The sequence below is a fragment of the Bradyrhizobium genosp. L genome, assembly GCF_015624485.1.
Lineage (GTDB): Bacteria > Pseudomonadota > Alphaproteobacteria > Rhizobiales > Xanthobacteraceae > Bradyrhizobium.
In genome coordinates, this window is record NZ_CP061378.1 from 4,638,768 (window position 1) to 4,661,691 (window position 22,924).

Genomic DNA, 22,924 nt, shown 5'->3' on the forward strand with positions numbered 1-22,924 from the left:
GGTCTAAGTCACCCTAGCAAAAGCACTTTTGCGCCTGAAGGAAAGATGAACAAAGCGCGTCCCTGCATCGCAGCAAGCAAACAAAGCAGCAAAAAGGCCGGCACAACGCCGGCCTTTCGCCATTTACCGTAGTCTTGCGGATGCCTATTCCGCGGGCGGCAGCGCCAGCGGCTCCGCCTCCGGGGCCGTAGGCACGATCGCCGCCTGCTGCTTCTCGCGCTCGTCGAGGATCAGCTTGTCGCGCTTCATTGCGACCTCGCGAATCCGCGCCATCGAGGCGCCGGTGCCAGCCGGGATCAGACGGCCGACAATGACGTTCTCCTTGAGGCCCTCGAGCGGGTCCACCTTGCCGTTGACGGCGGCTTCGGTCAGCACGCGGGTGGTCTCCTGGAACGACGCCGCCGAGAAGAAGGAGCGGGTCTGCAGGCTCGCCTTGGTGATGCCGAGCAGAACCGGCGTCCCCGTGGCGGGCTTCTTGCCCTCCTCCTTGGCTTTGACGTTGAGCGCGTCGAACTCGATCTTGTCGACCTGCTCGCCCGAGATCATGTCGGTGTCGCCCTGATCGGTGATCTCGACCTTCTGCAGCATCTGACGAACAATCACCTCGATGTGCTTGTCGTTGATGAGCACGCCCTGCAACCGGTAGACCTCCTGGATTTCGTTGACCAGATAGGCAGCGAGTTCCTCGATGCCCTTGATCGCCAGGATGTCGTGCGGCGCCGGATTGCCTTCGACGATGAAATCGCCCTTTTCGACGATGTCGCCGTCCTGCAGATGGATGTGCTTGCCCTTCGGGATCAGGTACTCGCGCGGCTCCTCGGTCTTGTCCATCGGCTCGATCGAGATGCGGCGCTTGTTCTTGTAGTCGCGGCCGAAGCGGATCGTGCCTGCGGTTTCCGCGATGATCGCCGCGTCCTTCGGCTTGCGGGCCTCGAACAGTTCCGCCACCCGCGGCAGACCGCCGGTGATGTCACGCGTCTTGGCGCTCTCGGTCGAGATACGCGCCAGGATGTCGCCCGGCATCACCTTCGTATTGGTATCGACCGACAGAATGGCATCGACCGACAGCATGTAGCGGGCGTCGCCGCCACGCGCGAGCTTCATGATCTTGCCGTCCTTGCCCTTGACCACGATGGCCGGACGCAGATCCGCACCACCGCGCGTCGAGCGCCAGTCGATGACCACGCGCTTGGCGATACCGGTCGATTCGTCGAGCGTTTCCGAGATCGACTGGCCCTCGACCAGATCCTCGAAGCCGATCGAACCCTCGACTTCGGTGAGCACCGGGCGGGTATAGGGATCCCACTCGGCGATACGCTGGCCGCGCTTGACCGAGTCGCCCTCGTCGACGTGCATCCGCGAACCGTACTGGATACGGTGGGTTGCACGCTCGGTGCCGTCGGCATCGACGATCGCAACCACCATGTTGCGCACCATCGCGACCAGATGGCCCTCGCTGTTGCGGGCGATGGCCTTGTTCCTGATCACGATCTTGCCGTCGAAGTTCGACTCGACGAACGACTGTTCGTTGAGCTGCGCCGCACCGCCGATGTGGAACGTACGCATCGTCAACTGCGTGCCGGGCTCGCCGATCGACTGCGCCGCGATGACGCCGACGGCCTCACCGTGGTTGACCGGAGTGCCGCGGGCCAGATCGCGGCCGTAGCACATGCCGCAGATGCCGTTGACGAGCTCGCAGGTCAGTGCCGAGCGGATCTTGACCTCCTGGACCCCGGCCTGCTGGATCATGTCGACATGGCTCTCCTCCATCAGCGTGTCGCGCTTGACGATCACGTTGTTGGTGGCGGGATCGCGCACGTCGTCACACACGGTACGGCCGAGAATGCGCGAGCCGAGCGAGGCGACCACGGTGCCGGCATCGATGATGGCACGCATCTTGATGCCGAGCTTGGTGCCGCAATCGGACTGCGTGATGATGCAGTCCTGTGCGACGTCGACCAGACGGCGGGTCAGGTAGCCGGAGTTCGCGGTCTTCAACGCGGTGTCCGCCAGGCCCTTGCGGGCGCCGTGGGTCGAGTTGAAGTACTCGAGCACCGACAGGCCTTCCTTGAAGTTCGAGATGATCGGCGTCTCGATGATCTCGCCCGACGGCTTGGCCATCAGGCCGCGCATGCCGGCGAGCTGGCGCATCTGCGCCGGCGAACCGCGCGCACCGGAGTGCGCCATCATGTAGATCGAGTTGATGTCGGCATCGGCTCCGCTCGCCGTCTTCTTGGTGGCGGAGATCTCCTTCATCATCGCCTTGGCGATTTCTTCCGTGGCCTTCGACCAGGCGTCGACGACCTTGTTGTACTTCTCGCCATGGGTGATCAGGCCGTCATTGTACTGCTGCTCGAAATCCTTCGCCAGCGTACGGGTCTGATCGACGATCTTCCACTTGCCGTGCGGCACCACCATGTCGTCCTTGCCGAACGAGATGCCGGCCTTGAACGCGTTGTAGAAGCCGAGCGCCATGATGCGGTCGCAGAAGATCACCGTCTCCTTCTGGCCGCAGTGGCGGTAGACCTGGTCGATGACGCCGGAGATCTCACGCTTGGTCATCAGCTTGTTGATGATGTCGTAGGAGATCTTGCCGCTCTTCGGCAGCAGATTGCCGAGCATGACGCGGCCCGCGGTGGTTTCGATCCAGCGCTTGCCCTTCTTGCCGTCCTCGCCGATGCCCTCCCACCGGTACTTGATCTTGGTGTGGAGGTGGATGACCTTCGAGTGCAGCGCGTGCTCGAGCTCGGCCATGTCGCCGAAGATCTTGCCCTCGCCGGGCAGGCCTTCACGCATGATCGAGACGTAGTAGAGGCCGAGCACGATGTCCTGCGACGGCACGATGATCGGCTGGCCGTTCGCCGGATGCAGGATGTTGTTGGTCGACATCATCAGCACGCGCGCTTCCAGCTGCGCTTCCAGCGACAGCGGAACGTGCACGGCCATCTGGTCGCCGTCGAAGTCGGCGTTGAAGGCGGCGCAGACCAGCGGATGCAGCTGGATCGCCTTGCCCTCGATCAAGACCGGCTCGAATGCCTGGATGCCGAGGCGATGCAGCGTCGGCGCGCGGTTGAGCAGCACCGGATGCTCGCGGATCACCTCGTCGAGGATATCCCAGACCTCCGGACGCTCCTTCTCGACCAGCTTCTTGGCCTGCTTCACCGTGGTGGACAGGCCCTTGGCGTCGAGCCGCGAGTAGATGAACGGCTTGAACAGCTCGAGCGCCATCTTCTTCGGCAGGCCGCACTGATGCAGGCGCAGCTCGGGACCGACCACGATCACCGAACGGCCCGAATAGTCGACGCGCTTGCCGAGCAGGTTCTGGCGGAACCGGCCCTGCTTGCCCTTCAGCATGTCGGCGAGCGACTTCAAAGGCCTCTTGTTGGCACCCGTGATGACGCGGCCGCGGCGGCCGTTGTCGAACAGCGCGTCAACGGCCTCCTGCAGCATGCGCTTTTCGTTGCGGATGATGATGTCGGGCGCACGCAGCTCCATCAGCCGCTTCAGGCGGTTGTTGCGGTTGATGACGCGGCGATAGAGGTCGTTGAGATCCGACGTCGCGAAGCGGCCGCCGTCCAGCGGCACCAGCGGGCGCAGGTCCGGCGGGATCACCGGCACGACCGTCATGATCATCCATTCCGGCTTGTTGCCGGAGACGCGGAATGCCTCGACGATCTTCAGCCGCTTGGCGAGCTTCTTGTGCTTGATGTCGGAGTCGGTCTCCGCCATGTCGGCACGCAGCGTCGCCTCGAGCTTCTCGAGCTCGAGACCCTTGAGCAGCTCGCGGATCGCCTCGGCGCCGATCATGGCGGTGAAGCTGTCCTGGCCGTACTCGTCCTGCGCCTTCAGATACTCGTCTTCCGACAGCAGCTGACGGTCCTTCAGCGCGGTGAGGCCCGGCTCCAGCACGACGTAATATTCGAAATACAGGATCCGCTCGAGATCCTTCAGCGTCATGTCGAGCAAGAGGCCAATGCGCGACGGCAGCGACTTCAGGAACCAGATGTGGGCGACCGGCGCCGCCAGCTCGATATGGCCCATGCGCTCGCGCCGGACGCGCGACAGCGTCACCTCGACCGAGCACTTCTCGCAGATGATGCCCTTGTACTTCATCCGCTTGTACTTGCCGCACAGGCACTCGTAGTCCTTGATCGGCCCGAAGATGCGGGCGCAGAACAGGCCGTCGCGCTCCGGCTTGAAGGTGCGGTAGTTGATGGTCTCCGGCTTCTTGATCTCGCCGTAGGACCACGACAGAATCTTCTCCGGGGACGCGATCGAAATCCGGATCTGGTCGAAGACCTGGGCCGGCGTCGTCGGATTGAAAAGATTCATAATTTCTTGGTTCATGGTCTTCTCCTCGCGTGCCGATCGTCACCGGCAGCAAATTCGAAATTTTCTCACCACGCCCCGCTCAACGTCCCGAGCGGAGCGCGAAGGCCCGGCGCTTTCGCGCCGGGCGTAAATCACAGCGTTACTCGGCCGCTTCCGACGTCGGCGCCGGTCCCACCTTGGAATTGTGCAGGTCGACGTTGAGGCCGAGCGAGCGCATTTCCTTGACCAGCACGTTGAACGATTCCGGGATGCCGGCCTCGAAGGTGTCGTCGCCGCGCACGATCGCCTCGTACACCTTGGTACGGCCGGCGACGTCATCCGACTTCACCGTCAGCATCTCCTGCAGCGTGTAGGCGGCGCCGTAGGCTTCCAGCGCCCAGACCTCCATTTCGCCGAAGCGCTGGCCGCCGAACTGCGCCTTGCCGCCCAGCGGCTGCTGGGTGACGAGCGAGTACGGACCGATCGAACGCGCGTGGATCTTGTCGTCCACGAGATGGTGCAGCTTGAGCATGTAGATGTAGCCCATCGTCACCTTGCGATCGAACGCGTCGCCGGTGCGGCCGTCGTAGACGGTCGACTGGCCGGAGGCGTCGAAGCCCGCAAGCTTCAGCATCTCCTCGATGTCGGCCTCCTTGGCGCCGTCGAACACCGGGGTGGCGATCGGCACGCCGTGGCTCAGATTGCGGCCGAGCTCGACCAGCTCGTTGTCGTTCAGCGACTTGATGGTTTCATCCTCGCCGTAGATCTTCTTCAGGGTCTCGCGCAGCGGCTTGAGATCCTGCTTCTGATAGTAGGCGTCGATGGTCTGGCCGATGCGCTTGCCGAGGCCGGCGCAGGCCCAGCCCAGATGGGTCTCCAGGATCTGGCCGACGTTCATGCGCGACGGCACGCCGAGCGGGTTCAGCACGATGTCGGCATGGGTACCGTCCTCGAGGAACGGCATGTCCTCGATCGGAACGATCTTGGACACCACGCCCTTGTTGCCGTGACGGCCGGCCATCTTGTCGCCGGGCTGGATCTTGCGCTTCACCGCGACGAAGACCTTGACCATCTTCATCACGCCGGGCGGCAATTCGTCACCGCGCTGCAGCTTCTCGACCTTGTCGAGGAAGCGCTGCTCGAGGCCCTTCTTGGACTCGTCGTACTGCTTCCGCATGGCCTCGATCTCGGCCATCAGCTTGTCGTTCGGCGAGGCGAACAGCCACCACTGCGACTTCGGATACTCATCGAGCACCGCGCGGGTGATCTTGGTATCCTTCTTGAAGCCCTTCGGGCCGGCGATGCCCTGGCGGTTCTCCAGGAGCTCGGCGAGGCGGTTGTAGACGTTGCGGTCCAGGATCGCCTGCTCGTCGTCGCGGTCCTTCGCCAGACGCTCGATCTCTTCCCGTTCGATCGCCAGCGCACGCTCGTCCTTGTCGACGCCGTGACGGTTGAACACGCGGACTTCCACGATGGTGCCCTGCACGCCCGGAGGCACGCGCAGCGAGGTGTCGCGGACGTCGGAGGCCTTCTCGCCGAAGATGGCGCGCAAGAGCTTCTCTTCCGGCGTCATCGGGCTTTCGCCCTTCGGCGTGATCTTGCCGACCAGGATGTCGCCGGCGCGCACTTCCGCACCGATGTAGACGATACCAGCTTCGTCGAGGTTCTTCAGCGCTTCTTCCGAGACGTTCGGAATGTCGCGGGTGATTTCCTCGGGGCCAAGCTTGGTGTCGCGGGCCATCACCTCGAATTCCTCGATATGGATCGAGGTGAAGACGTCGTCCTTCACGATCCGCTCGGAGAGCAGGATCGAGTCTTCGAAGTTGTAGCCGTTCCACGGCATGAACGCGACCAGCACGTTGCGGCCGAGCGCCAGCTCGCCGAGATCGGTCGACGGACCGTCGGCGATGATGTCGCCCTTCTTGACGATGTCGCCGACCTTCACCAGCGGACGCTGGTTGATGCAGGTCGACTGGTTGGAGCGCTGGTACTTCATCAGCCGATAGATATCGACGCCCGACTTGGTCGGGTCGAGATCCTCGGTGGCGCGGATCACGACGCGGGTGGCGTCGATCTGGTCGATCACGCCCGAGCGACGTGCGGCGATGGCAGCACCGGAGTCACGGGCCACCACGCCTTCCATGCCGGTGCCGACGAACGGCGCCTCGGCACGAACCAGCGGCACCGCCTGGCGCTGCATGTTCGAGCCCATCAGCGCGCGGTTGGCGTCGTCGTTCTCGAGGAACGGGATCAGCGCCGCGGCGACCGAAACCAGCTGCTTCGGCGACACGTCCATGTAGTCGACCTTGTCCGGCGTGATCGGCAGCACTTCGCCGGCGTGACGGCAGACGATCAGGTCTTCGGTGAAGCGGCCCTTGGCGTCGAGCGGCACGTTGGCCTGCGCGACGCGATAACGGCCCTCCTCCATCGCCGACAGATACACCACCTCGTCGGTGACGCGGCCGTCCTTGATCTTGCGATAGGGCGTCTCGACGAAGCCGTATTTGTTGACGCGCGCGAAGGTCGCCAGCGAGTTGATCAGGCCGATGTTCGGGCCTTCCGGCGTTTCGATCGGGCAGATCCGGCCGTAATGCGTCGGATGCACGTCGCGGACCTCGAAGCCCGCACGCTCGCGGGTCAGACCGCCCGGGCCAAGCGCCGACAGGCGCCGCTTGTGGGTGATCTCCGACAGCGGGTTGGTCTGGTCCATGAACTGCGACAGCTGCGAGGAGCCGAAGAATTCACGCACGGCAGCAGCGGCAGGCTTGGCGTTGATCAGATCCTGCGGCATCACGGTGTCGATGTCGACGCTCGACATGCGCTCCTTGATGGCGCGCTCCATGCGGAGCAGGCCGATCCGGTACTGGTTCTCCATCAGCTCGCCGACCGAACGCACCCGGCGGTTGCCGAGATGGTCGATGTCGTCGATCTCGCCCTTGCCGTCGCGCAGGTCCACCAGCGTCTTGATGACCGCCAGGATGTCTTCCTTGCGCAGCGTGCGATGGGTGTCGGGCGCATCGAGCTCGAGGCGCATGTTCATCTTGACGCGGCCGACCGCGGACAGGTCGTAGCGCTCGGAATCGAAGAACAGCGACTGGAACATGGCCTGCGCCGAATCCAGCGTCGGCGGCTCGCCAGGACGCATCACGCGGTAGATGTCGAACAGCGCGTCCTCACGCGTCATGTTCTTGTCCGCCGACAGCGTGTTGCGGATGTAGGCGCCGACGTTGACATGGTCGATGTCGAGCAGCGGCAAATCCTTGTAGCCCTGCTCGTTCAAGAGCTTCATCGACTTCTCGGTGATCTCCTCGCCGGCCTCGGCGTAGATCTCGCCGGTCTTCGGGTTGACGAGATCCTCGGCGAGATAGTTGCCGACGAGCTCCTCATCCGACATCCGCAGCGCCTTGAGGCCCTTCTCCTGCATCTGGCGCGCACTGCGCACCGTCAGCTTCTTGCCGGCCTCCAGCACCACCTTGCCAGTGTCGGCGTCGATCAGGTCGTTGATGGTCGAATAGCCGCGGAAGCGGTTGGCGTCGAACGGCACGCGCCAGCCTTCCTTGGTCCGCTTGTAGGTGATCTTCTTGTAGAAGGTCGACAGGATCTGCTCGCCGTCGAGACCGAGCGCGTACATCAGCGAGGTCACGGGGATCTTGCGGCGACGGTCGATGCGCGCGAACACGATGTCCTTGGCGTCGAACTCGATGTCGAGCCAGGAACCGCGATACGGGATCACGCGCGCGGCAAACAACAGCTTGCCGGACGAATGGGTCTTGCCCTTGTCGTGGTCGAAGAACACGCCGGGCGAACGGTGCATCTGCGAGACGATGACGCGCTCGGTGCCGTTGACGACGAAGGTGCCGTTCATCGTCATGAGCGGGATATCGCCCATGTAGACGTCCTGCTCCTTGATGTCCTTCACCGACTTGGCGCCGGTCTCCTCGTCGATATCGAACACGATGAGGCGCAGCGTCACCTTGAGCGGCGCGGCGAAGGTCATGCCGCGCTGACGGCACTCGTCGACGTCATACTTCGGCTGCTCGAACTCGTAGCGGACGAACTCCAGCATCGAGGTGCCGGAGAAATCCGAGATCGGGAATACCGAGCGGAATACGGCCTGCAGGCCCTCATCCAGGCGTCCGCCGACCGGCTCGTCAACCATCAGGAACTGATCATAGGATGCCTTCTGAACCTCGATGAGGTTCGGCATCTCGGCGACTTCCTTGATGTGACCGAAAAACTTGCGTACGCGTTTGCGACCGGTGAATGTCTGCTGCGCCATCGTGGCCTCTCATTTTCGTCGCCTTTGTCTGGCGAACCTTCCGGAACACGACTGCTGCCGGCCCGGGTTGAATTTCGAATCGTCTCGAAGGAACGAAGCTGAAGTTCAGGAATTAAATCCCCGGACCTTGTGCTGCTGCCCTCAAAACGCAAAGCGACGCGCGGGGCGCATCACTGCACCCGCCCGTCCGAACGTTCCGCTTCACGGACTGAAAAAGCCCGAAATCTGACTGTCTCCCAACGGCTTCCGCCGGGAGCCCTGCCGCCCCCGCCGCCTACCGTGTTTTTCCGCTGCCTTCCCGATATGGGATAGCAATAATGGAGATTCGAGGGGTAAGTCCACGAATCCCCACACTTTTTTGTGTCCGGCACACAATGCGACAACCTGCCGCACGCCGTTCGCCCGGCCCGGGAGCGCCCTGCGGCGCCCCCGGATCGCGCATTACTTGAGTTCGACCTTCGCGCCAGCCTTCTCGAGCTGGGCCTTGATCTTGTCGGCTTCGTCCTTGTTGACGCCTTCCTTGACCGGCTTCGGAGCGCCTTCGACCAGGTCCTTGGCTTCCTTCAGGCCGAGACCAGTGATGGCACGGACTTCCTTGATGACTTCGATCTTCTTGTCGCCGGCGGCAGCCAGCACGACGGAGAATTCAGTCTTCTCTTCCACCGGAGCAGCGGCAGCGCCGCCACCAGCCGGGCCGGCCACCGCAACGGCGGCAGCGGCGGACACGCCCCACTTTTCTTCGAGGAGCTTGGCGAGTTCAGCCGCTTCGAGCACGGTGAGGCTCGAGAGGTCGTCGACGATTTTCTGCAGATCAGCCATTGAATCAGTTCCTTAAACGTTTGGTTCGAACCAGGTTTGAGATTAGCGAAGGGTCAGGCCGCTTCGCCCTTTGAGGCATGAGCCTGAATGACGCGTGCGAGCTTGGCCGCGGGCGCGTTGGCGAGCTGAGCGAGCTTGGTCGCCGGCGCCACGATGAGGCCCACGATCTTGCCGCGCAGTTCGTCGAGCGACGGCAGTGAGGCGAGCGCCTTCACGCTGTCGACATTCAGGACGGTTTTACCCATCGAGCCGCCGAGGATGACGAACTTCTCGTTCGTCTTGGCGAATTCGATGGCAACCTTTGGCGCCGCGACCGGATCGTTGGAAGTAGCGATCACGGTCGGCCCCTTCAGCAGGGAGCCGATGGCTGCGACGTCAGTGCCTTCAAGAGCAATTTTGGCGAGACGGTTCTTCGAGACCTTCACCGACGCGCCCGCCTGCTTCATCTGCATGCGCAGCTTCTGCATCTGGGCCACAGTGAGGCCGGAATAGTGAGCGACGACCGCAACCCCCGTGGTCTTGAAGACCTCGTTGAGTTGTTCGACCGCCTCTTTTTTTGCCGCTCGTTCCACAGCAAGCTCTTTCCGGTTGGCGGCCTCTCCGCGAGGACAGGACCGCCGGGTTGCACCCATCGTCCTGCCCAAACCTGATTCCTTCGGGCTTGAAGCCGTCGGGATACGTCGGGCAAGACGACATCTAGAAGCCTGCCCTCCCACAACCTTGCGGCCCTGGGCTGTCGAGGTTCGAACCAAATCAGCCTTCCGCCGCGAACATGCCGCGACCTGAAGTGCGAAATCCGGTCTTCACCCGTCTATGCAGGCCATGCGATTAAGCCGTTGAAAACGCTAGTTCTCGCGGGCGCCTGCAGTCTTGGACAGGATCGGACTATCGGCCGAAGCCGAACGCCCTGCGCGCATTCCAACAGAGGCGACGGGTTTCCTTCCTTTCGAGCATCCTTGCGGGCATGCGGAAAGGAATGATCTCCTATCATCTCAGGTTTTCGGAATACGAGCACGGACATGCCAGCAAGTGCCAGCACGCCCGGAAGGGGCTATGTAGCCGCTCTTGTCCGACTTGCCAAGAGCAAATTTCAGACCAGTTCAGCCCCTTTCGTCGAGCGGAGGACCGACCGGAATTTCAACGTTCCCTCACCGGGTGGGGCAGCGGCTTGCCGGCGAAAAATGCGTCGAGATTGGCCAGCACGCAGTGCTGCATCGCGACGTGGGATTCCAGGGTATGGCCGCCGAGATGCGGCGACAAGGCGACGTTCGGCAGTGCCGTCAGCGCGTCAGGCGCATGCGGCTCCCTGGCGAACACGTCGAGGCCGGCGCCGGCGATGGTTCCGTCGCTCAGCGCCCCGACCAGCGCATTTTCGTCGACGACCGAACCGCGTGAGATGTTGACCACGAAGCCGTCACCGCCGAGCCGGCGCAGGATGTCGGCATTGACCGCGTGGGTGTTGTCGGCGCCGGCGCGGACCGCGATCATCAGCACGCTGCACCAGTCGGCGAGCGCCTCCAGGCTCGGCAGGTAGTGATACGGCAGGTCGTAGCGGGTGCGGCTGAAATAGCCGACCTCGGTCTCGAAGGCCGCAACGCGCGCGGCGATCTTGCGGCCGATCTCGCCCATGCCGTAGACGCCGACCTTGCGGCCGCGCATCCCGGCCTGCGGGCGCATCATCGGCGACGGTTTTGCACCGGCCCAGTCTCCGCTCCTGACATAATTGTCGGCCACTGGCAGACGCCGCACCGATGCCAGCATCAAGGTCACCGCGATGTCGGCGACCGAGGCTGCGTTGGCCCCCGGGCTGTGCCCGACCGCGATGCTCCGCTTCGCCGCAGCGGCGAGATCGATGCCGTCATAACCGGTGCCGTAGCAAACGATCGCGCCGAGCTTCGGCAGCATGTCCATCGCATCGGCGCTGAGCGACGTGCCACCCGCCGTGATCATGGCCCTGACGTCGGCGAGTTCAGCCGCCGGGAACGCCTCGTTCAGCCGCTTGCCGGCGGCATTGAGGAGCTCATATCGCTCGCCGAAGCGCGTCAGGTTGGCCTTGGGAAAGCGCGAGTAGACCAGGACCTTGTCGGGCATTGTTATTGTTTCCTGCGAGACGCTTCACCCACCAAAACAAAGGGCGGAACCGGTTGCCCGATCCCGCCCTCTTTATCTCATGACTGCGACCAGTCTCAGCCCAGGATGGTGCCCGGCTCGACCTTGACGCCCGGGCCCATGGTCGAGGACACCGCGACGCGCTGGATGTAGGTGCCCTTGGAACCGGCCGGCTTCGCCTTCGAGACCGCATCGGCGAGCGCCTTGACGTTCTCGACCAGCTTGTCCTCGGTGAACGAGGCCTTGCCGATGCCGGCCTGCACGATGCCGGCCTTCTCGACCCGGAACTCGACCGAGCCGCCCTTGGCACCCTTCACGGCCGAGGTGACGTCCATGGTCACGGTGCCGATCTTCGGGTTCGGCATCATGCCGCGCGGACCGAGCACCTTACCGAGACGGCCGACCAGCGGCATCATGTCGGGGGTGGCGATGCAGCGGTCGAAATCGATCGTGCCGCCCTGCACCTTCTCGACCAGATCCTCGGCGCCGACGACGTCGGCACCGGCAGCCTTGGCTTCCTCAGCCTTGGCACCACGCGCGAACACGCCGACGCGCAACGTGCGGCCGGTACCGTTCGGCAGGTTGACGACGCCGCGGACCATCTGGTCGGCGTGGCGCGGGTCGACGCCGAGATTGATCGCGATCTCGATCGTCTCGTCGAACTTCGACTTGGCGCGCTCCTTGACCATCTTGATGGCCTCAGCGAGCGGATAGAGGTGCTCGCGGTCGACGCCCTCGCGGGCCTTCTTCAAACGCTTTCCGATCGACATGGCCCGTTACCCCGCAACTTCCAGACCCATCGAGCGGGCAGAGCCCTCGACCATCTTCATGGCCGACTCGATCGAGTCGCAGTTCAAGTCCTTCATCTTCTTCTCGGCGATCTCGCGCACCTGCGCCTTGGTCACCTGGCCGGCCTTGTCGCGGCCCGGCGCCTTCGAGCCGGACTGAATCTTGGCGGCCTGCTTGAGGAAGAACGACATCGGGGGGGTCTTCATCTCGAAGGTGAACGAACGATCGGCGTAGATCGTGATCACCACCGGAATCGGGGTGTTCTTCTCTTCCTTCTGCGTCTGGGCGTTGAACGCCTTGCAGAATTCCATGATGTTGAGACCGCGCTGACCAAGCGCGGGACCGATCGGGGGCGAAGGATTCGCCGCACCGGCCGGGACCTGAAGCTTCAGGTATCCGGTCACTTTCTTTGCCATTGATCACTCCTGTTGTGCCGGCAGGTCGCCGGCGGTTTCAGGTTCCGTGGTTCGGTCGAAGGGGCTGGCAACCCGCCTCCTCCCTCCCACGGCCTTTATGAGCGCGAGGCCGTATACCTCACGTCGTCCGGTCAGACCACCTTTTCGACCTGACCGAATTCCAGTTCCACCGGGGTCGCGCGGCCGAAGATCGACACCGCGACCTTCACGCGCGAGCGCGCCTCGTCGATTTCTTCCACCACGCCCGAGAACGAGGCGAACGGGCCATCCGCGACGCGGACGTTCTCGCCGATCTCGAACGACACCGACGCCTTCGGCCGCTCCACGCCCTCCTGCACCTGGTGCAGGATGCGCATCGCCTCGGCCTCGGAGATCGGCATCGGCTTGTTTTCCGCGCCGAGGAAGCCGGTCACCTTCGGGGTGTTCTTGATCAGATGGAACGCCTCGTCGGTCAGCTTCATCTTCACCAGCACGTAGCCCGGGAAGAACTTGCGCTCGGCGTCGATCTTGCGGCCGCGGCGCACCTCGGTGACCTTCTCGGTCGGCACCAGCACCTGCTCGAACAGCTCTTCCAGTCCGCGCTGCTTGGCCTGCTCGCGGATCGATTCCGCGACCTTCTTCTCGAAGTTCGAGTAGGCGTGGACGATGTACCAGCGCCTGTCGATCAATTGGGTTGCGGTGTTCATCAGTGGATGCCCAGGATCAGGGTAACCAGATAGCGGATGATCTGATCCGCCGCGAAAAAGAAGACCGAAGCCAGCGCCACCATGACGAACACCATGATGGTGGTGATCGTGGTCTCGCGGCGGGTCGGCCAGGTGACCTTGGCGGTCTCCGAGCGCACTTCCTGCAGGAATTTGAACGGGCTGAAGGCCATCGTTGGGTCCACGTCCGTCGCCGGACGCCGTTGCTCTGTTTCAAGGAATCCGAACAGCCGCTCTCGCGGACCCAGCCCTCGTTTGGAAGGTTGAGCCGATCGACGAGCTCGAATGTTCGGGGGAATTTTGGCCGCGCCGGATATCCACCATCTAAGGGGGCCGGCTGCGAGTGGGCGGTATCTACTGCGCAACCGGCCAAAGGTCAAGGTCGGCGAGGCCACACCCCGTCCCGGCCGGGTTTGGCACACACCAGCATTGGCCGCCTAAAATCAGGGGCTTAGCCGGCATCCGGCCCGATCCAGGGTTTCCCGCCGACGAAACCAGCGGCGCGCCCTCACAGGTAGGCCGTGCTGCCCGTTGCGGCCAATCTAGCCCGAGACGGGCTCTGGTGGCAGCAGCATCGATACCCGCAACCCGCTCGGCTCCCGCGGCTTCAATTCGATGCTGCCACCATGACGTTTGGCAATGTCCTGGGCGATCGACAATCCCAGCCCGAAGCCGCCGCTGTCCTGCCGAGCGCTGTCGGCCTTGAAGAAGGGCTCGAACACCTTGTCGCGCAGCGCGGGCGGAATGCCGGGCCCGTCGTCGATGACCTCGATCTCGATGTGGTCCAACTCCGTGAGCCGGAGCGCCACCATGACGGTGCTGCCGTGCTTGACCGCATTCTCCACGATATTTGTGACGGCGCGCGACAACGCTCGGGGTCGGCAGAAATACGGCAGACGCATGGGGCCGGCATAGGACACCGCATGGCCCGTGTCGGCGAAGTCCGAACAGATGGTCTGCAGAAAGCTCGGAAGATCGATGCGCGAGACCGCCTCCGAGCGCGCATCCTCGCGCAGATATTCCAGCGTCTCGTTGATCATCCGCGTCACCTTGACGATGTCGCCGAGCATCGCCGTGCGCAAAGTTTCGTCAGCGACGCGCTCGGCGCGCAACCTGAGCCGCGTCAGCGGCGTCCGCAAATCATGGCTGATGGCAGCCAGCATACGGGTTCGGTCGTCGAGCAGCGCACGAATCCGAGTGCGCATGTCGTTAAGGGCGTCGGCGACTTGAGCGATTTCGAGCGGACCGCGCCGGCGAAGCACCTCCGTGGCCCGCGGCGAACGGCCGAACGAGGTCGCGGCGTTCGCGACTTCGGCGAGCGGAGCGATCACCCAGCGCACGGCATAGACCGACAGCAACAGCATGGAGATCAGCACGATGATCAGCATTGCAGCGGCCGGGCGCAGCAGAAAGGGCCAAAAGCCGTCTTCGACCCTGACGTCGGCCATCAGGGCTTGGCCGTCGTCGAGCTTCACGATCACCTGCGACGACGAGCCGGTCGGATGACGCACGTCCTCCAGCAACTCGATTCCAGGCTCGGCCGCCAGCTGCCGAAACGCTCTCATGGAGAACGGCCGCGTCTCTCCGGCCGCTCGCGGCACGAGTTCGCTCAGGGCGACCCGCCTGACGTCGAGACCGCCGCGCCTGGCCGCGGCCAGCAGCCCGTCCACCTCGGCCGGCGTATGCGTCGAACGCAAGAGCTGCGTGAGCTCCGCGACCCGGCCTGCCAGAAACTTCTGCGTGTCGTTGATCGAGGGTGAGTCGAACAGGAAGATCAGGGTCACCGCCGCGAGCATGATGCCGATCAATTCCGACAGCGCGACCAGGCTCATGATCTGCGCAGCGATGCTGCGCGGCATGAGCCGCTGCGCCCATCCCATCAGATCTGCTCGACCGCGGGCGTGAACACGTAGCCGCCGAGCCGCACCGTCTTGATCATCGAACGGTCCCTTGGATCCGGCTCGATCTTCTGCCTGATGCGGCTGATATGAACGTCGACGCTGCGCTCGACCGACGCGACCAGGCCGCCGAAGGCCTGCTCGATCAGTTGCTCACGCGACAGCAGCTGCCCCGGATTGCGGCAGAACGCCAGCAGCAGATCGAACTCGGCGCCGGTCAGCATGATCCTGACGCCGGCGGGATCATGCAGTTCGCGGGTGGTGGGATTGATGCGCCATCCGGCGAAGGTCAAAGGCCGCGGTCTGGAGCGCGACTCGGAGCCGCTCTCGACACGGCGCAACAGCGCGCGGATGCGCGCCACCAATTCGCGCGAGTTGAAAGGCTTGGTGACATAGTCGTCGGCACCGAGCTCGAGGCCGAGGATGCGGTCGATATCCTCGCCGCGTGCCGTCACCATGATGATCGGAATCGAGGACGAGGTACGTAGCCGCCGGCAGATGCTCAGTCCGTCCTCGCCCGGCAGCATCACGTCGAGCACGATGAGGTCGAAGCTCTCGCGCCTGAGGAGCACGTCCATCTCGACGGCCGAACCGACGAGCAGCGGCCTGAAGCCGCTATCTTCAAGCACTTCGGCCAGCATGCGCGCGATATCGGCGTCGTCCTCGACGCAGAGGATGCGCGCGTTGGTGACGGGGAAAGCCACGCGGTCATGTTCCAGGATTTGCATCACGACATTTTAGAGGCGTCTGCCGCAGACGCGCAGCGCGCAAATATTGCGTTTTGTTAAGCGTGCGAGTGTAAATGTGGCTCAAATAGGTCGCGCGGTTTCGCGATCTACATCTGACTTAATATCTCTTAATCCCGGCCTGGGCGGGCCTGCTCTACCGTGACGTGCGATCGTTAAGGGGTGAGCGGTCGTTCGAGGGGGATATGGAAATCCAATTTCAGTCGGCTGCTGCGACCGGTGCGCGGAGCACGGGCCGTGCGTTGCGCTGTGATGGGTACAATCGGTCATCCGCGCTTGCCGGGGCGGCGCTCGCGATGGCGTTGTTGTCGGGTTGCGCCAGTGCGCCGATGACGACGGGCGGATCGCTGGCGTCCTACGACGAGCTGACGCCGTCCGACGGGCTGCTGGCGAAGTCGCTGGTTCACGTCAACAAGGACGACGTGCTTGCCGCAAAGACGGTACGGATCGTGGCGACGACGTTCTCGCACGCGGCCTCGCCGACACTGTCGCCGGAACAGCGGCACCTGGTCGCCAACGCGATCGACCGTTCGCTCTGCGTCGGCCTCAGCGAGCGGCTTGAAGTCGTTGATCCCGACCGGCCCGCGGACCTGACCGTGCACGCGCTCGTCACCCAGGCGGCGCCCACCGACGAAGTCGCGGCGGGTGCCTCCATGGTGATCGGCTTTGTGCCGACCGCGCTCAACGCAAGCGTACCGGTGCCGGTGCCGCGGTTGCCGGTCGGTCTCGGCAGCCTGACGGTCGAAGCCGAAGTGCGCGATCCGGGCAGCCGCCAGCAGGCGGCGATGGTGTGGGCTCGCGGCGCCAATTCGTTCACCAACTCACCGCGGGTGTCGAGCGCCGCCGACGCCTATGATCTCGCCTCCTCGTTCAGCGACGATTTCAGCAAGCTCGTCGTTACCGGCGCTACGCCGTTCGGAACGGTGCCAGAGCTGCCGTCGCTCGACAAGATCGGCGCCTCGCTCGGCGGCAAGCCGAAATATGCGGCCTGCGAGGCGTTCGGGCGCAATCCCGGCCTGATCGGCATGGCCGCCGGCAAGCTCGGCATGCCGCCGGAGTGGTCTGACAAGCCGCCCGCGACGCCTGGCCAATAATCGGCCCTACCCCGCAAAACTCTTCTGCACCGCCTGGTCGAGCGTGGCGGCGCCGGCATGGCGCTGGCGCAGCTCGCGCTTCAGGAGCTTGCCGCTCGGGTTCTTCGGCAGGCTGTCGACGAAGATGACCTGTTTCGGTACCTTGAAATGCGCCATCGCCGCCGCGCAGTGTTTGATGACGGCGTCCGCATCGAGGCTTGCGCCTGCCTTGACCACCACGATCGCGGTCACCGCCTCGATCCAGCGCGGGTCGGGCAGCCCGACCACCGCGACCTCCGAGACTTCAGGCAGCCGGTAGATCATCTCCTCGACCTCGCGGCTCGCGACATTCTCGCCGCCGCTCTTGATCATGTCCTTCACGCGGTCGACCACGGTGATGTAGCCGTCGGCATCGACGGTCGCGAGGTCGCCGGAGTGGAACCAGCCGCCGGCAAAAGCCGCCGCAGTCTTGGCCGGATCGTTGTAATAGCCGGACAACAGATGCGGCGAGCGGTGCACGATCTCGCCGACCTCCCCGACGGCGACGTCGGTCATGTCGGGATGGACCACCCGCGTCTCGACATTGATCGCGGGCTTGCCGGCGGAACCCGCCTTCGGCAGTTGATCCTGCGGCGTCAGCACGGTCGCAAGCGGCGCGATCTCGGTCTGGCCGTAGAAATTCCAGAACTTCACGTCCGGCAGCCGGCGCTGCAGCTCGAGCAGCACCTCGACCGGCATGATCGAGGCGCCGTAATAGCCCTTGCGCAAGGACGATAGGTCGGTGCGATCGAAGGCGGGCGAGCGCAGCATCGCGATCCAGATCGTCGGCGGCGCGAAGAACGCGTTGATCTTGTGGGCCGCGATCAGGGAGAGGACATTGTCGGGCACCGGCTTGCCGGTGATCAGGCTGGTGGCGCCGAGATAGATCGCGGGGCCGAGAAAGACGTCGAGCTGCGCGCAATGATACAGCGGCAGTGCGTGCAGCACGGTGTCCTCGGTCGCCATGCCGCCGTCGATGATGCAGCTGACATACTGCCACATCACGGCCTCATGGGTGAGGATCGCGCCCTTCGGCAGCGACTCCGTGCCGCTGGTATAGATGATCTGCGCGGGATCGCGGCTGTCGACCGAGGCGTCAGGCGCCGATGCATCGCTGCGCAGCAGGCCGTCGAACGTCCTGATGCCGTCAGGCGCCACAGCCTTGTCCTCGCCCGGCAGCCAGATCAGCGTTTCGACCGCCGAGCCCTTGGCGGCAGCGGCGCGCGCCGTCTCCACGAAGTCGGGACCAACCGCGAGCAGCTTCGCGCCCGAATTGGCGAGGATGAAATTGATCTCGTCCGGATTGAGCATGAAGTTGATCGGCACCAGGACGGCGCCGATCCGCGCCACCGCGAAGCGCAACGCGGCGAAGGCGTGCGAATTGCGCGACAGTACCGCGACACGGTCGCCCTTGGCGATGCCGAGCCCGAGCAAGCCGCGCGCGAGACGATTGCAGATCGCGTCCATCTCCGCGAAGGTCCAGCTCACCTCGCCGCAGATCAGCGCGGTCTTGCCGGGATAGCGCCGCGCCGACCGGCGCAGGAGATCGCCGATGCCGTGCTCGCGGGCGCGCTGGATGGTGGCTGCGATATCTCCGCTCATGTTCCCCCCGTCGTGCCGCGGTTCTTTGCCTGCCCGCGGCCAAATTGACTCTCATATCGCTCAAATCTAGCCTCCTCCCACAAATCGATAAAGAAAATTGGGGGAGGCACGACATCATGAAAACCATCGCCAGGACTCTGTCCGCCGCCGGCCTGTTGGCCGCCGTGCTGGCAGCACCCGCGGTCGCGCAGCAGGCGCCGCTCAAGATCGGCGTGCTGACCGATTTCCAATCGGTCTATTCCGACATCGGCGGTGCCGGGAATGTCGAAGCCACCAAGATGGCGATCGAGGATTTCGGCGGCAGCATGTTCGGCAAGCCGATCGAACTCGTCAGCGCCGATCCGCTCAGCAAGGCCGACGTCGCCGCCAACATCACCCGCAAATGGTACGAGGCCGAGGGCGTCGACATGATCATCGACATGCCGACCTCGGCAACCGCGCTCGCCGGCATGGAGATGTCGAAGCAGTTCGAAAAGATCATGATCGTGACGGATGCGGCGAGCTCCGACATCACGGGCAAGTCCTGCTCGCCCTACACCCTGCACTGGACTTACGACACCTATGCCAACGCCCACACCGTCGGCAGCGCGATCGTGAAGAACGGGGGCGATACCTGGTTCTTCATCACCGCCGACTATCTGTTCGGCCATTCGATCGAGCGCGACACCGGCGACGTGGTTCGCGCCGCCGGCGGCAAGGTGATCGGCAGTGCCCGGCATCCGCTCAACACGCCGGACTTCTCGTCGTTCCTGCTGCAGGCCCAGGCCTCGAAGGCCAAGATCGTCGGCATGGCCAATGGCGGCGGCGACACCATCAACACCATCAAGCAGGCGGCCGAGTTCGGCATTGTCGCGGGCGGCCAGAACCTCGCCGGCATCGTGATGTTCATCTCCGACATCCACAGCCTCGGCCTGAAGCTGGCGCAAGGCCTGATCATCACCGAGGCCTATTATTGGGATCTCAACGACCGCACCCGCGCCTTCGGCAAACGCTTCTTCGAGCGCAGACAACGGATGCCGACCATGAACCAGGCCGCGACCTACAGCGCTACCCTGCACTACCTCAATGCGGTGAAGGCCGCCGGTACCCGGGAGACCAAGCCGGTGCTGGCCAAGATGCGGGAGACCCCGATCCGCGACGCCTTCACCGACAACGGCGTCGTGCGCGAGGACGGCCGCATGGTGCACTCGATGTTCCTGTTCGAGGTCAAGAAGCCGGAGGAATCGAAGGGACCGTGGGACTACTACAAGCTGCTCGCCGAGGTTCCCGGCGACCAGGCGTTCCGGCCGCTGAAGGACGGTGGCTGCCCGCTCATCAAGTGAGCCGGAATGACAATCGCCGGGGTCCGGGATCTCGGCCGATTGCGCGAGGCATGACGCCCGTACGTCTCTATTCAGAACGGAGTTGGGTCGCCTATGATCGCAATGTCGCCGCGCCCATCCGGCGCTTGATTCGATCAGATAGAGAGATGCGTCATGCCCGACGTCGAAGCCAAACCACCCCTCATGACGATCATCCTGATTGCCGTTCTCGTGTTCAACGTCCTGGGGATTGGGCTGTCGGAAATTCAGCGCAGACAACTGGGGCAGCAGAGCTTTCTTGCCGTGCTCGAACTGCGGGACATTGAAAAACAAAGGCTCGCGCAGCAGACCGTGGAACTGGACCGCATTCGCAATCTGATCGATGACGTCGACCAACGGATCAACAAGGTGCAGATCGTGCTCGAATCTGGCCCGATTGCCCTCCAGGTGAAGGGGATTGAAGCGCGGGTGAATGCCCTCCAGATCAAAATGGAGGAAGCGTCGACCAGCAAGTAGCGGTTCGGAGGCGTACGCCGTCCTAGCGAAATATCGGCTAAGTATTTGATTTAGCTGGCAGGAGTGGCAGGGCTCGAACCTGCGACCCCCGGTTTTGGAGACCGGTGCTCTACCAATTGAGCTACACTCCTGCAGGGAACCGGCGTCGCCGCCGGTTCGCGCCGTTTCAAGCACAGGGCATGGCCGCTTTGCAAGGGCGAAGCGAACCGGCGGCGGCGCGCCGATTAAACTCCGTTGTGCAGAAGCCAGACGCGGTAGGTTTCCCCGTAGCGCGCGATCACCTTGTCGGCCGGGCTCTGCTTGTCGGAATTGTCGATCGCCGCCTGCACGATCGAGCCGGCGATTCCTTGCCCGGTGAAAAGGAACGCATTCAGATTGGGATAGGCAAGGATCACCGCACCGGTCCGCGCATCGACCAAATTCGCGTCCGCGGTCATCCCGCGGTGTCCGCCGATCAACACCCGCTGCACAGCCGAGGGCAGGTCGAAGCGTTTGACCACGATATCGAGCCGCACCGGCCGCGCGCCCGCAAGCTGGCCGGCCATCGCCTGCTCGACGCCAGCCTTGATACGCTGCGCCAGCAGGCCCTGCACATAGGCCTTGCCTTCCGGCGTATTGGCCGCAGCCGATATCTGATCGTCGCTGATCGTCTTTGCGTTGGCATAGGCCCGGATGCCGTCCTCCCATGTGATCCAGACATCTGGCGCAAAGCTGACGGCTACCCCCGTCAGTTTGAAACTCGCGAGATCGTTTTGCGACAGAGAATTCTCTGTGGTCACGCAGCCCGCAAGCGCAAGCATAGCTCCGAGCGCGACGATGCGCGCCAGCCACGGCAATAGCCTCAAGGAAACCCCCATACCCCAATCCATCAGCCCGCATGCAGCAATAGGAGGTCATGGGGGCGACTGTCTACCTTTAATTGTATTGCAGGGCCGCGAGCCCGGTTCCCCTATGCCCGCCCAACGCTGCGTTGCGTCCGGATACCTGTTCAGGGCTTGGCTTCCGCGCCAAACTGCACCTATCAACCAACGACAAGAACCTAGGGAGAGACCATGAACGTCCACACCTCCGCCACGCCCGCGGCCGGCTCGAAAACTCCATCGCTGCCCGAAGCCAGGCCGGAGACGATCGGTTTGTCGCGTCACCGCCTGCAAACGCTGTCCGACACGTTCAAGCGCGAGGTCGACCGCGGCAGCGTGCCCGGCGTGACGGTGCTGGTGGCGCGGCGCGGCCAGATCGGCTGGTTCGACGCGATCGGACGGCAGAGCCCGCTGGCTCCGGCGCCGATGGCGCATGACACGATCTTCCGCATCTTCTCGATGACGAAACCGATCGTCTCCATCGGCATCATGATGCTGCTCGAGGACGGCCACTTCCTGCTCAACGACCCCGTCGCGAAATTCATCCCGGAATTTTCCGAGACCAAGGTCGGCGTCGAGCGCAACGGCACGCTCGACCTCGTGCCGGCGAAGCGGCCGATGACGGTCCAGGACCTGCTCCGTCATACCTCCGGGCTGACATATGACCATACCGGCAACGGCCTGGTGCAGCGGCTCTATCAGCAGTCGCGGCTGCGCAGCCGCAAGATCACCAATGCCGAGCACGCCACCATGCTGGCCGCGATGCCGCTGATCTGCCAGCCCGGCGCCGAGTGGAACTACAGCCGCTCCACCGACATTCTCGGCCGCATCATCGAGGTCGTCAGCGGCAAGACGCTCGGCGCGTTCTTGACCGAGAAGATCCTCGCCCCCCTGCAGATGAACGAGACCGCCTTCTCGACCGGCGACCAGAATGCCGGCCGCCTCGCCGAGGCGTTTGCGCTCGATCCGTGGAGCCGCGAGAAGGTGCAGCTGTTCAACATGCTGGAGCAGCCGGCGATGGAATCCGGCGGCGGCGGGCTGGTGTCCACCACGATGGACTATGCGCGCTTCGCCCAGATGCTGCTCAATGGCGGCACGCTCGACGGCACCAGGATCATCGGCCGCAAGACGCTGCAGCTGATGGCGGCCAACCATCTCGCTGCCGAGGTCAAGATCCAGGGCACGCTGGTCTCGCCCGGCCACGGCTTCGGCCTCGGCTTCGCGGTGCGCACCGAGCAAGGCATCGCCCCGTTCTCCGGCTCGATCGGCCAGTTCTTCTGGAGCGGCATGGCCGGCACCTTCTTCTGGATCGATCCGAGCGAGGAGCTGATCGCGGTCTTCATGATGCAGGGCCCCAACCAGCGCGAATATTTCCGCTCGCTGGTGCGCAACGGGGTGTACGCGGCGGTGGATTAGCTGCATCGCGGATCGAGATCCCGGGTTCGCGCTCGCGCGCGCCCCG

The 22,924-nt window shown here is 63.9% G+C and carries 17 protein-coding genes and 1 tRNA gene; 4 read left to right on the forward strand and 14 right to left on the reverse strand.

All coding sequences use genetic code 11. The features are described from left to right. Positions 1-144: 144 nt before the first annotated feature. The 11 genes from rpoC to IC762_RS22090 all read right to left on the reverse strand — a co-directional run bounded on the left by rpoC (position 145) and on the right by IC762_RS22090 (position 16,053). On the reverse strand, positions 145-4,347 hold the full coding sequence (gene rpoC / locus IC762_RS22040; RefSeq protein WP_195784328.1) for a DNA-directed RNA polymerase subunit beta': 4,203 nt from the start codon (positions 4,345-4,347) through the stop codon (positions 145-147). A gap of 124 nt (positions 4,348-4,471) precedes the next feature. After that, entirely contained in the window at positions 4,472-8,590 is a 4,119-nt protein-coding gene (gene rpoB, locus IC762_RS22045) for a DNA-directed RNA polymerase subunit beta (protein WP_195784329.1), read from the reverse strand. A 441-nt stretch (positions 8,591-9,031) separates the two neighbouring features. After that, positions 9,032-9,409: a 50S ribosomal protein L7/L12 gene (gene rplL, locus IC762_RS22050; RefSeq protein WP_195784330.1), complete on the reverse strand. Its 378-nt coding sequence runs from the start codon at positions 9,407-9,409 to the stop codon at positions 9,032-9,034. A gap of 53 nt (positions 9,410-9,462) precedes the next feature. Beyond that, entirely contained in the window at positions 9,463-9,981 is a 519-nt protein-coding gene (gene rplJ, locus IC762_RS22055; RefSeq protein ID WP_195784331.1) for a 50S ribosomal protein L10, read from the reverse strand. Positions 9,982-10,546: 565 nt separating this feature from the next. Beyond that, positions 10,547-11,500: a 2-hydroxyacid dehydrogenase gene (locus IC762_RS22060; protein WP_195784332.1), complete on the reverse strand. Its 954-nt coding sequence runs from the start codon at positions 11,498-11,500 to the stop codon at positions 10,547-10,549. Between the two features lie 95 nt (positions 11,501-11,595). Beyond that, entirely contained in the window at positions 11,596-12,288 is a 693-nt protein-coding gene (gene rplA, locus IC762_RS22065; protein WP_195784333.1) for a 50S ribosomal protein L1, read from the reverse strand. A 6-nt stretch (positions 12,289-12,294) separates the two neighbouring features. Beyond that, a complete protein-coding gene (gene rplK, locus IC762_RS22070; protein ID WP_065748151.1) occupies positions 12,295-12,723 on the reverse strand; it encodes a 50S ribosomal protein L11 in 429 nt (142 codons plus the stop codon). A gap of 131 nt (positions 12,724-12,854) precedes the next feature. Continuing rightward, the gene (nusG, locus tag IC762_RS22075; RefSeq protein WP_195790233.1) at positions 12,855-13,388 is read right to left on the reverse strand and encodes a transcription termination/antitermination protein NusG; all 534 of its coding nucleotides are present in this window, start codon (positions 13,386-13,388) and stop codon (positions 12,855-12,857) included. Between the two features lie 20 nt (positions 13,389-13,408). Further along, positions 13,409-13,600: a preprotein translocase subunit SecE gene (gene secE, locus IC762_RS22080; protein WP_195784334.1), complete on the reverse strand. Its 192-nt coding sequence runs from the start codon at positions 13,598-13,600 to the stop codon at positions 13,409-13,411. Positions 13,601-13,969: 369 nt separating this feature from the next. Further along, positions 13,970-15,259 carry an ATP-binding protein gene (locus IC762_RS22085; protein ID WP_246801148.1) on the reverse strand — a complete coding sequence of 430 codons (1,290 nt, stop codon included), beginning with the start codon at positions 15,257-15,259 and terminating at the stop codon, positions 13,970-13,972. A gap of 47 nt (positions 15,260-15,306) precedes the next feature. Continuing rightward, complete coding sequence (locus IC762_RS22090) at positions 15,307-16,053, reverse strand: response regulator (protein WP_195784336.1); 747 nt, start codon at positions 16,051-16,053, stop codon at positions 15,307-15,309. Positions 16,054-16,400: 347 nt separating this feature from the next. On the opposite strand from IC762_RS22090, the gene IC762_RS22095 reads away from it, so the two are divergent. Further along, complete coding sequence (locus tag IC762_RS22095) at positions 16,401-17,165, forward strand: DUF3313 domain-containing protein (RefSeq protein WP_433995845.1); 765 nt, start codon at positions 16,401-16,403, stop codon at positions 17,163-17,165. A gap of 6 nt (positions 17,166-17,171) precedes the next feature. Here the strand turns inward: IC762_RS22095 and IC762_RS22100 are convergent, their stop codons facing one another. Next, positions 17,172-18,785 carry an acyl-CoA synthetase gene (locus tag IC762_RS22100; protein WP_195784338.1) on the reverse strand — a complete coding sequence of 538 codons (1,614 nt, stop codon included), beginning with the start codon at positions 18,783-18,785 and terminating at the stop codon, positions 17,172-17,174. 116 nt (positions 18,786-18,901) lie between these two features. Between IC762_RS22100 and IC762_RS22105 the strand changes: the two genes are divergently transcribed. Next, positions 18,902-20,107: an ABC transporter substrate-binding protein gene (locus IC762_RS22105; protein ID WP_195784339.1), complete on the forward strand. Its 1,206-nt coding sequence runs from the start codon at positions 18,902-18,904 to the stop codon at positions 20,105-20,107. A 153-nt stretch (positions 20,108-20,260) separates the two neighbouring features. Then, the gene (locus IC762_RS22110; RefSeq protein WP_195784340.1) at positions 20,261-20,602 is read left to right on the forward strand and encodes a hypothetical protein; all 342 of its coding nucleotides are present in this window, start codon (positions 20,261-20,263) and stop codon (positions 20,600-20,602) included. 55 nt (positions 20,603-20,657) lie between these two features. Here IC762_RS22110 and IC762_RS22115 read toward each other — a convergent pair. Then, positions 20,658-20,733, reverse strand: a tRNA-Trp gene (locus IC762_RS22115). Between the two features lie 93 nt (positions 20,734-20,826). Then, positions 20,827-21,438, reverse strand: a complete 612-nt coding sequence (locus IC762_RS22120) for a DUF6778 family protein (protein WP_246801150.1) — start codon at positions 21,436-21,438, stop codon at positions 20,827-20,829. A 216-nt stretch (positions 21,439-21,654) separates the two neighbouring features. Between IC762_RS22120 and IC762_RS22125 the strand changes: the two genes are divergently transcribed. Continuing rightward, positions 21,655-22,878, forward strand: coding sequence for a serine hydrolase domain-containing protein (locus IC762_RS22125; protein ID WP_195784341.1), 1,224 nt, complete (start codon positions 21,655-21,657; stop codon positions 22,876-22,878). Positions 22,879-22,924 lie beyond the last annotated feature (46 nt).

Bases quoted from the DNA above. Each gene is read 5' to 3' on its own strand.
- rpoC (WP_195784328.1), bottom strand. From the start codon at position 4,347: ATGAACCAAGAAATTATGAATCTTTTCAATCCGACGACGCCGGCCCAG.
- rpoB (WP_195784329.1), bottom strand. From the start codon at position 8,590: ATGGCGCAGCAGACATTCACCGGTCGCAAACGCGTACGCAAGTTTTTC.
- rplL (WP_195784330.1), bottom strand. From the start codon at position 9,409: ATGGCTGATCTGCAGAAAATCGTCGACGACCTCTCGAGCCTCACCGTG.
- IC762_RS22060 (WP_195784332.1), bottom strand. From the start codon at position 11,500: ATGCCCGACAAGGTCCTGGTCTACTCGCGCTTTCCCAAGGCCAACCTG.
- rplA (WP_195784333.1), bottom strand. From the start codon at position 12,288: ATGTCGATCGGAAAGCGTTTGAAGAAGGCCCGCGAGGGCGTCGACCGC.
- rplK (WP_065748151.1), bottom strand. From the start codon at position 12,723: ATGGCAAAGAAAGTGACCGGATACCTGAAGCTTCAGGTCCCGGCCGGT.
- secE (WP_195784334.1), bottom strand. From the start codon at position 13,600: ATGGCCTTCAGCCCGTTCAAATTCCTGCAGGAAGTGCGCTCGGAGACC.
- IC762_RS22085 (WP_246801148.1), bottom strand. From the start codon at position 15,259: ATGAGCCTGGTCGCGCTGTCGGAATTGATCGGCATCATGCTCGCGGCG.
- IC762_RS22090 (WP_195784336.1), bottom strand. From the start codon at position 16,053: ATGCAAATCCTGGAACATGACCGCGTGGCTTTCCCCGTCACCAACGCG.
- IC762_RS22095 (WP_433995845.1), top strand. From the start codon at position 16,401: ATGACGACGGGCGGATCGCTGGCGTCCTACGACGAGCTGACGCCGTCC.
- IC762_RS22100 (WP_195784338.1), bottom strand. From the start codon at position 18,785: ATGAGCGGAGATATCGCAGCCACCATCCAGCGCGCCCGCGAGCACGGC.
- IC762_RS22105 (WP_195784339.1), top strand. From the start codon at position 18,902: ATGAAAACCATCGCCAGGACTCTGTCCGCCGCCGGCCTGTTGGCCGCC.
- IC762_RS22110 (WP_195784340.1), top strand. From the start codon at position 20,261: ATGCCCGACGTCGAAGCCAAACCACCCCTCATGACGATCATCCTGATT.
- IC762_RS22125 (WP_195784341.1), top strand. From the start codon at position 21,655: ATGAACGTCCACACCTCCGCCACGCCCGCGGCCGGCTCGAAAACTCCA.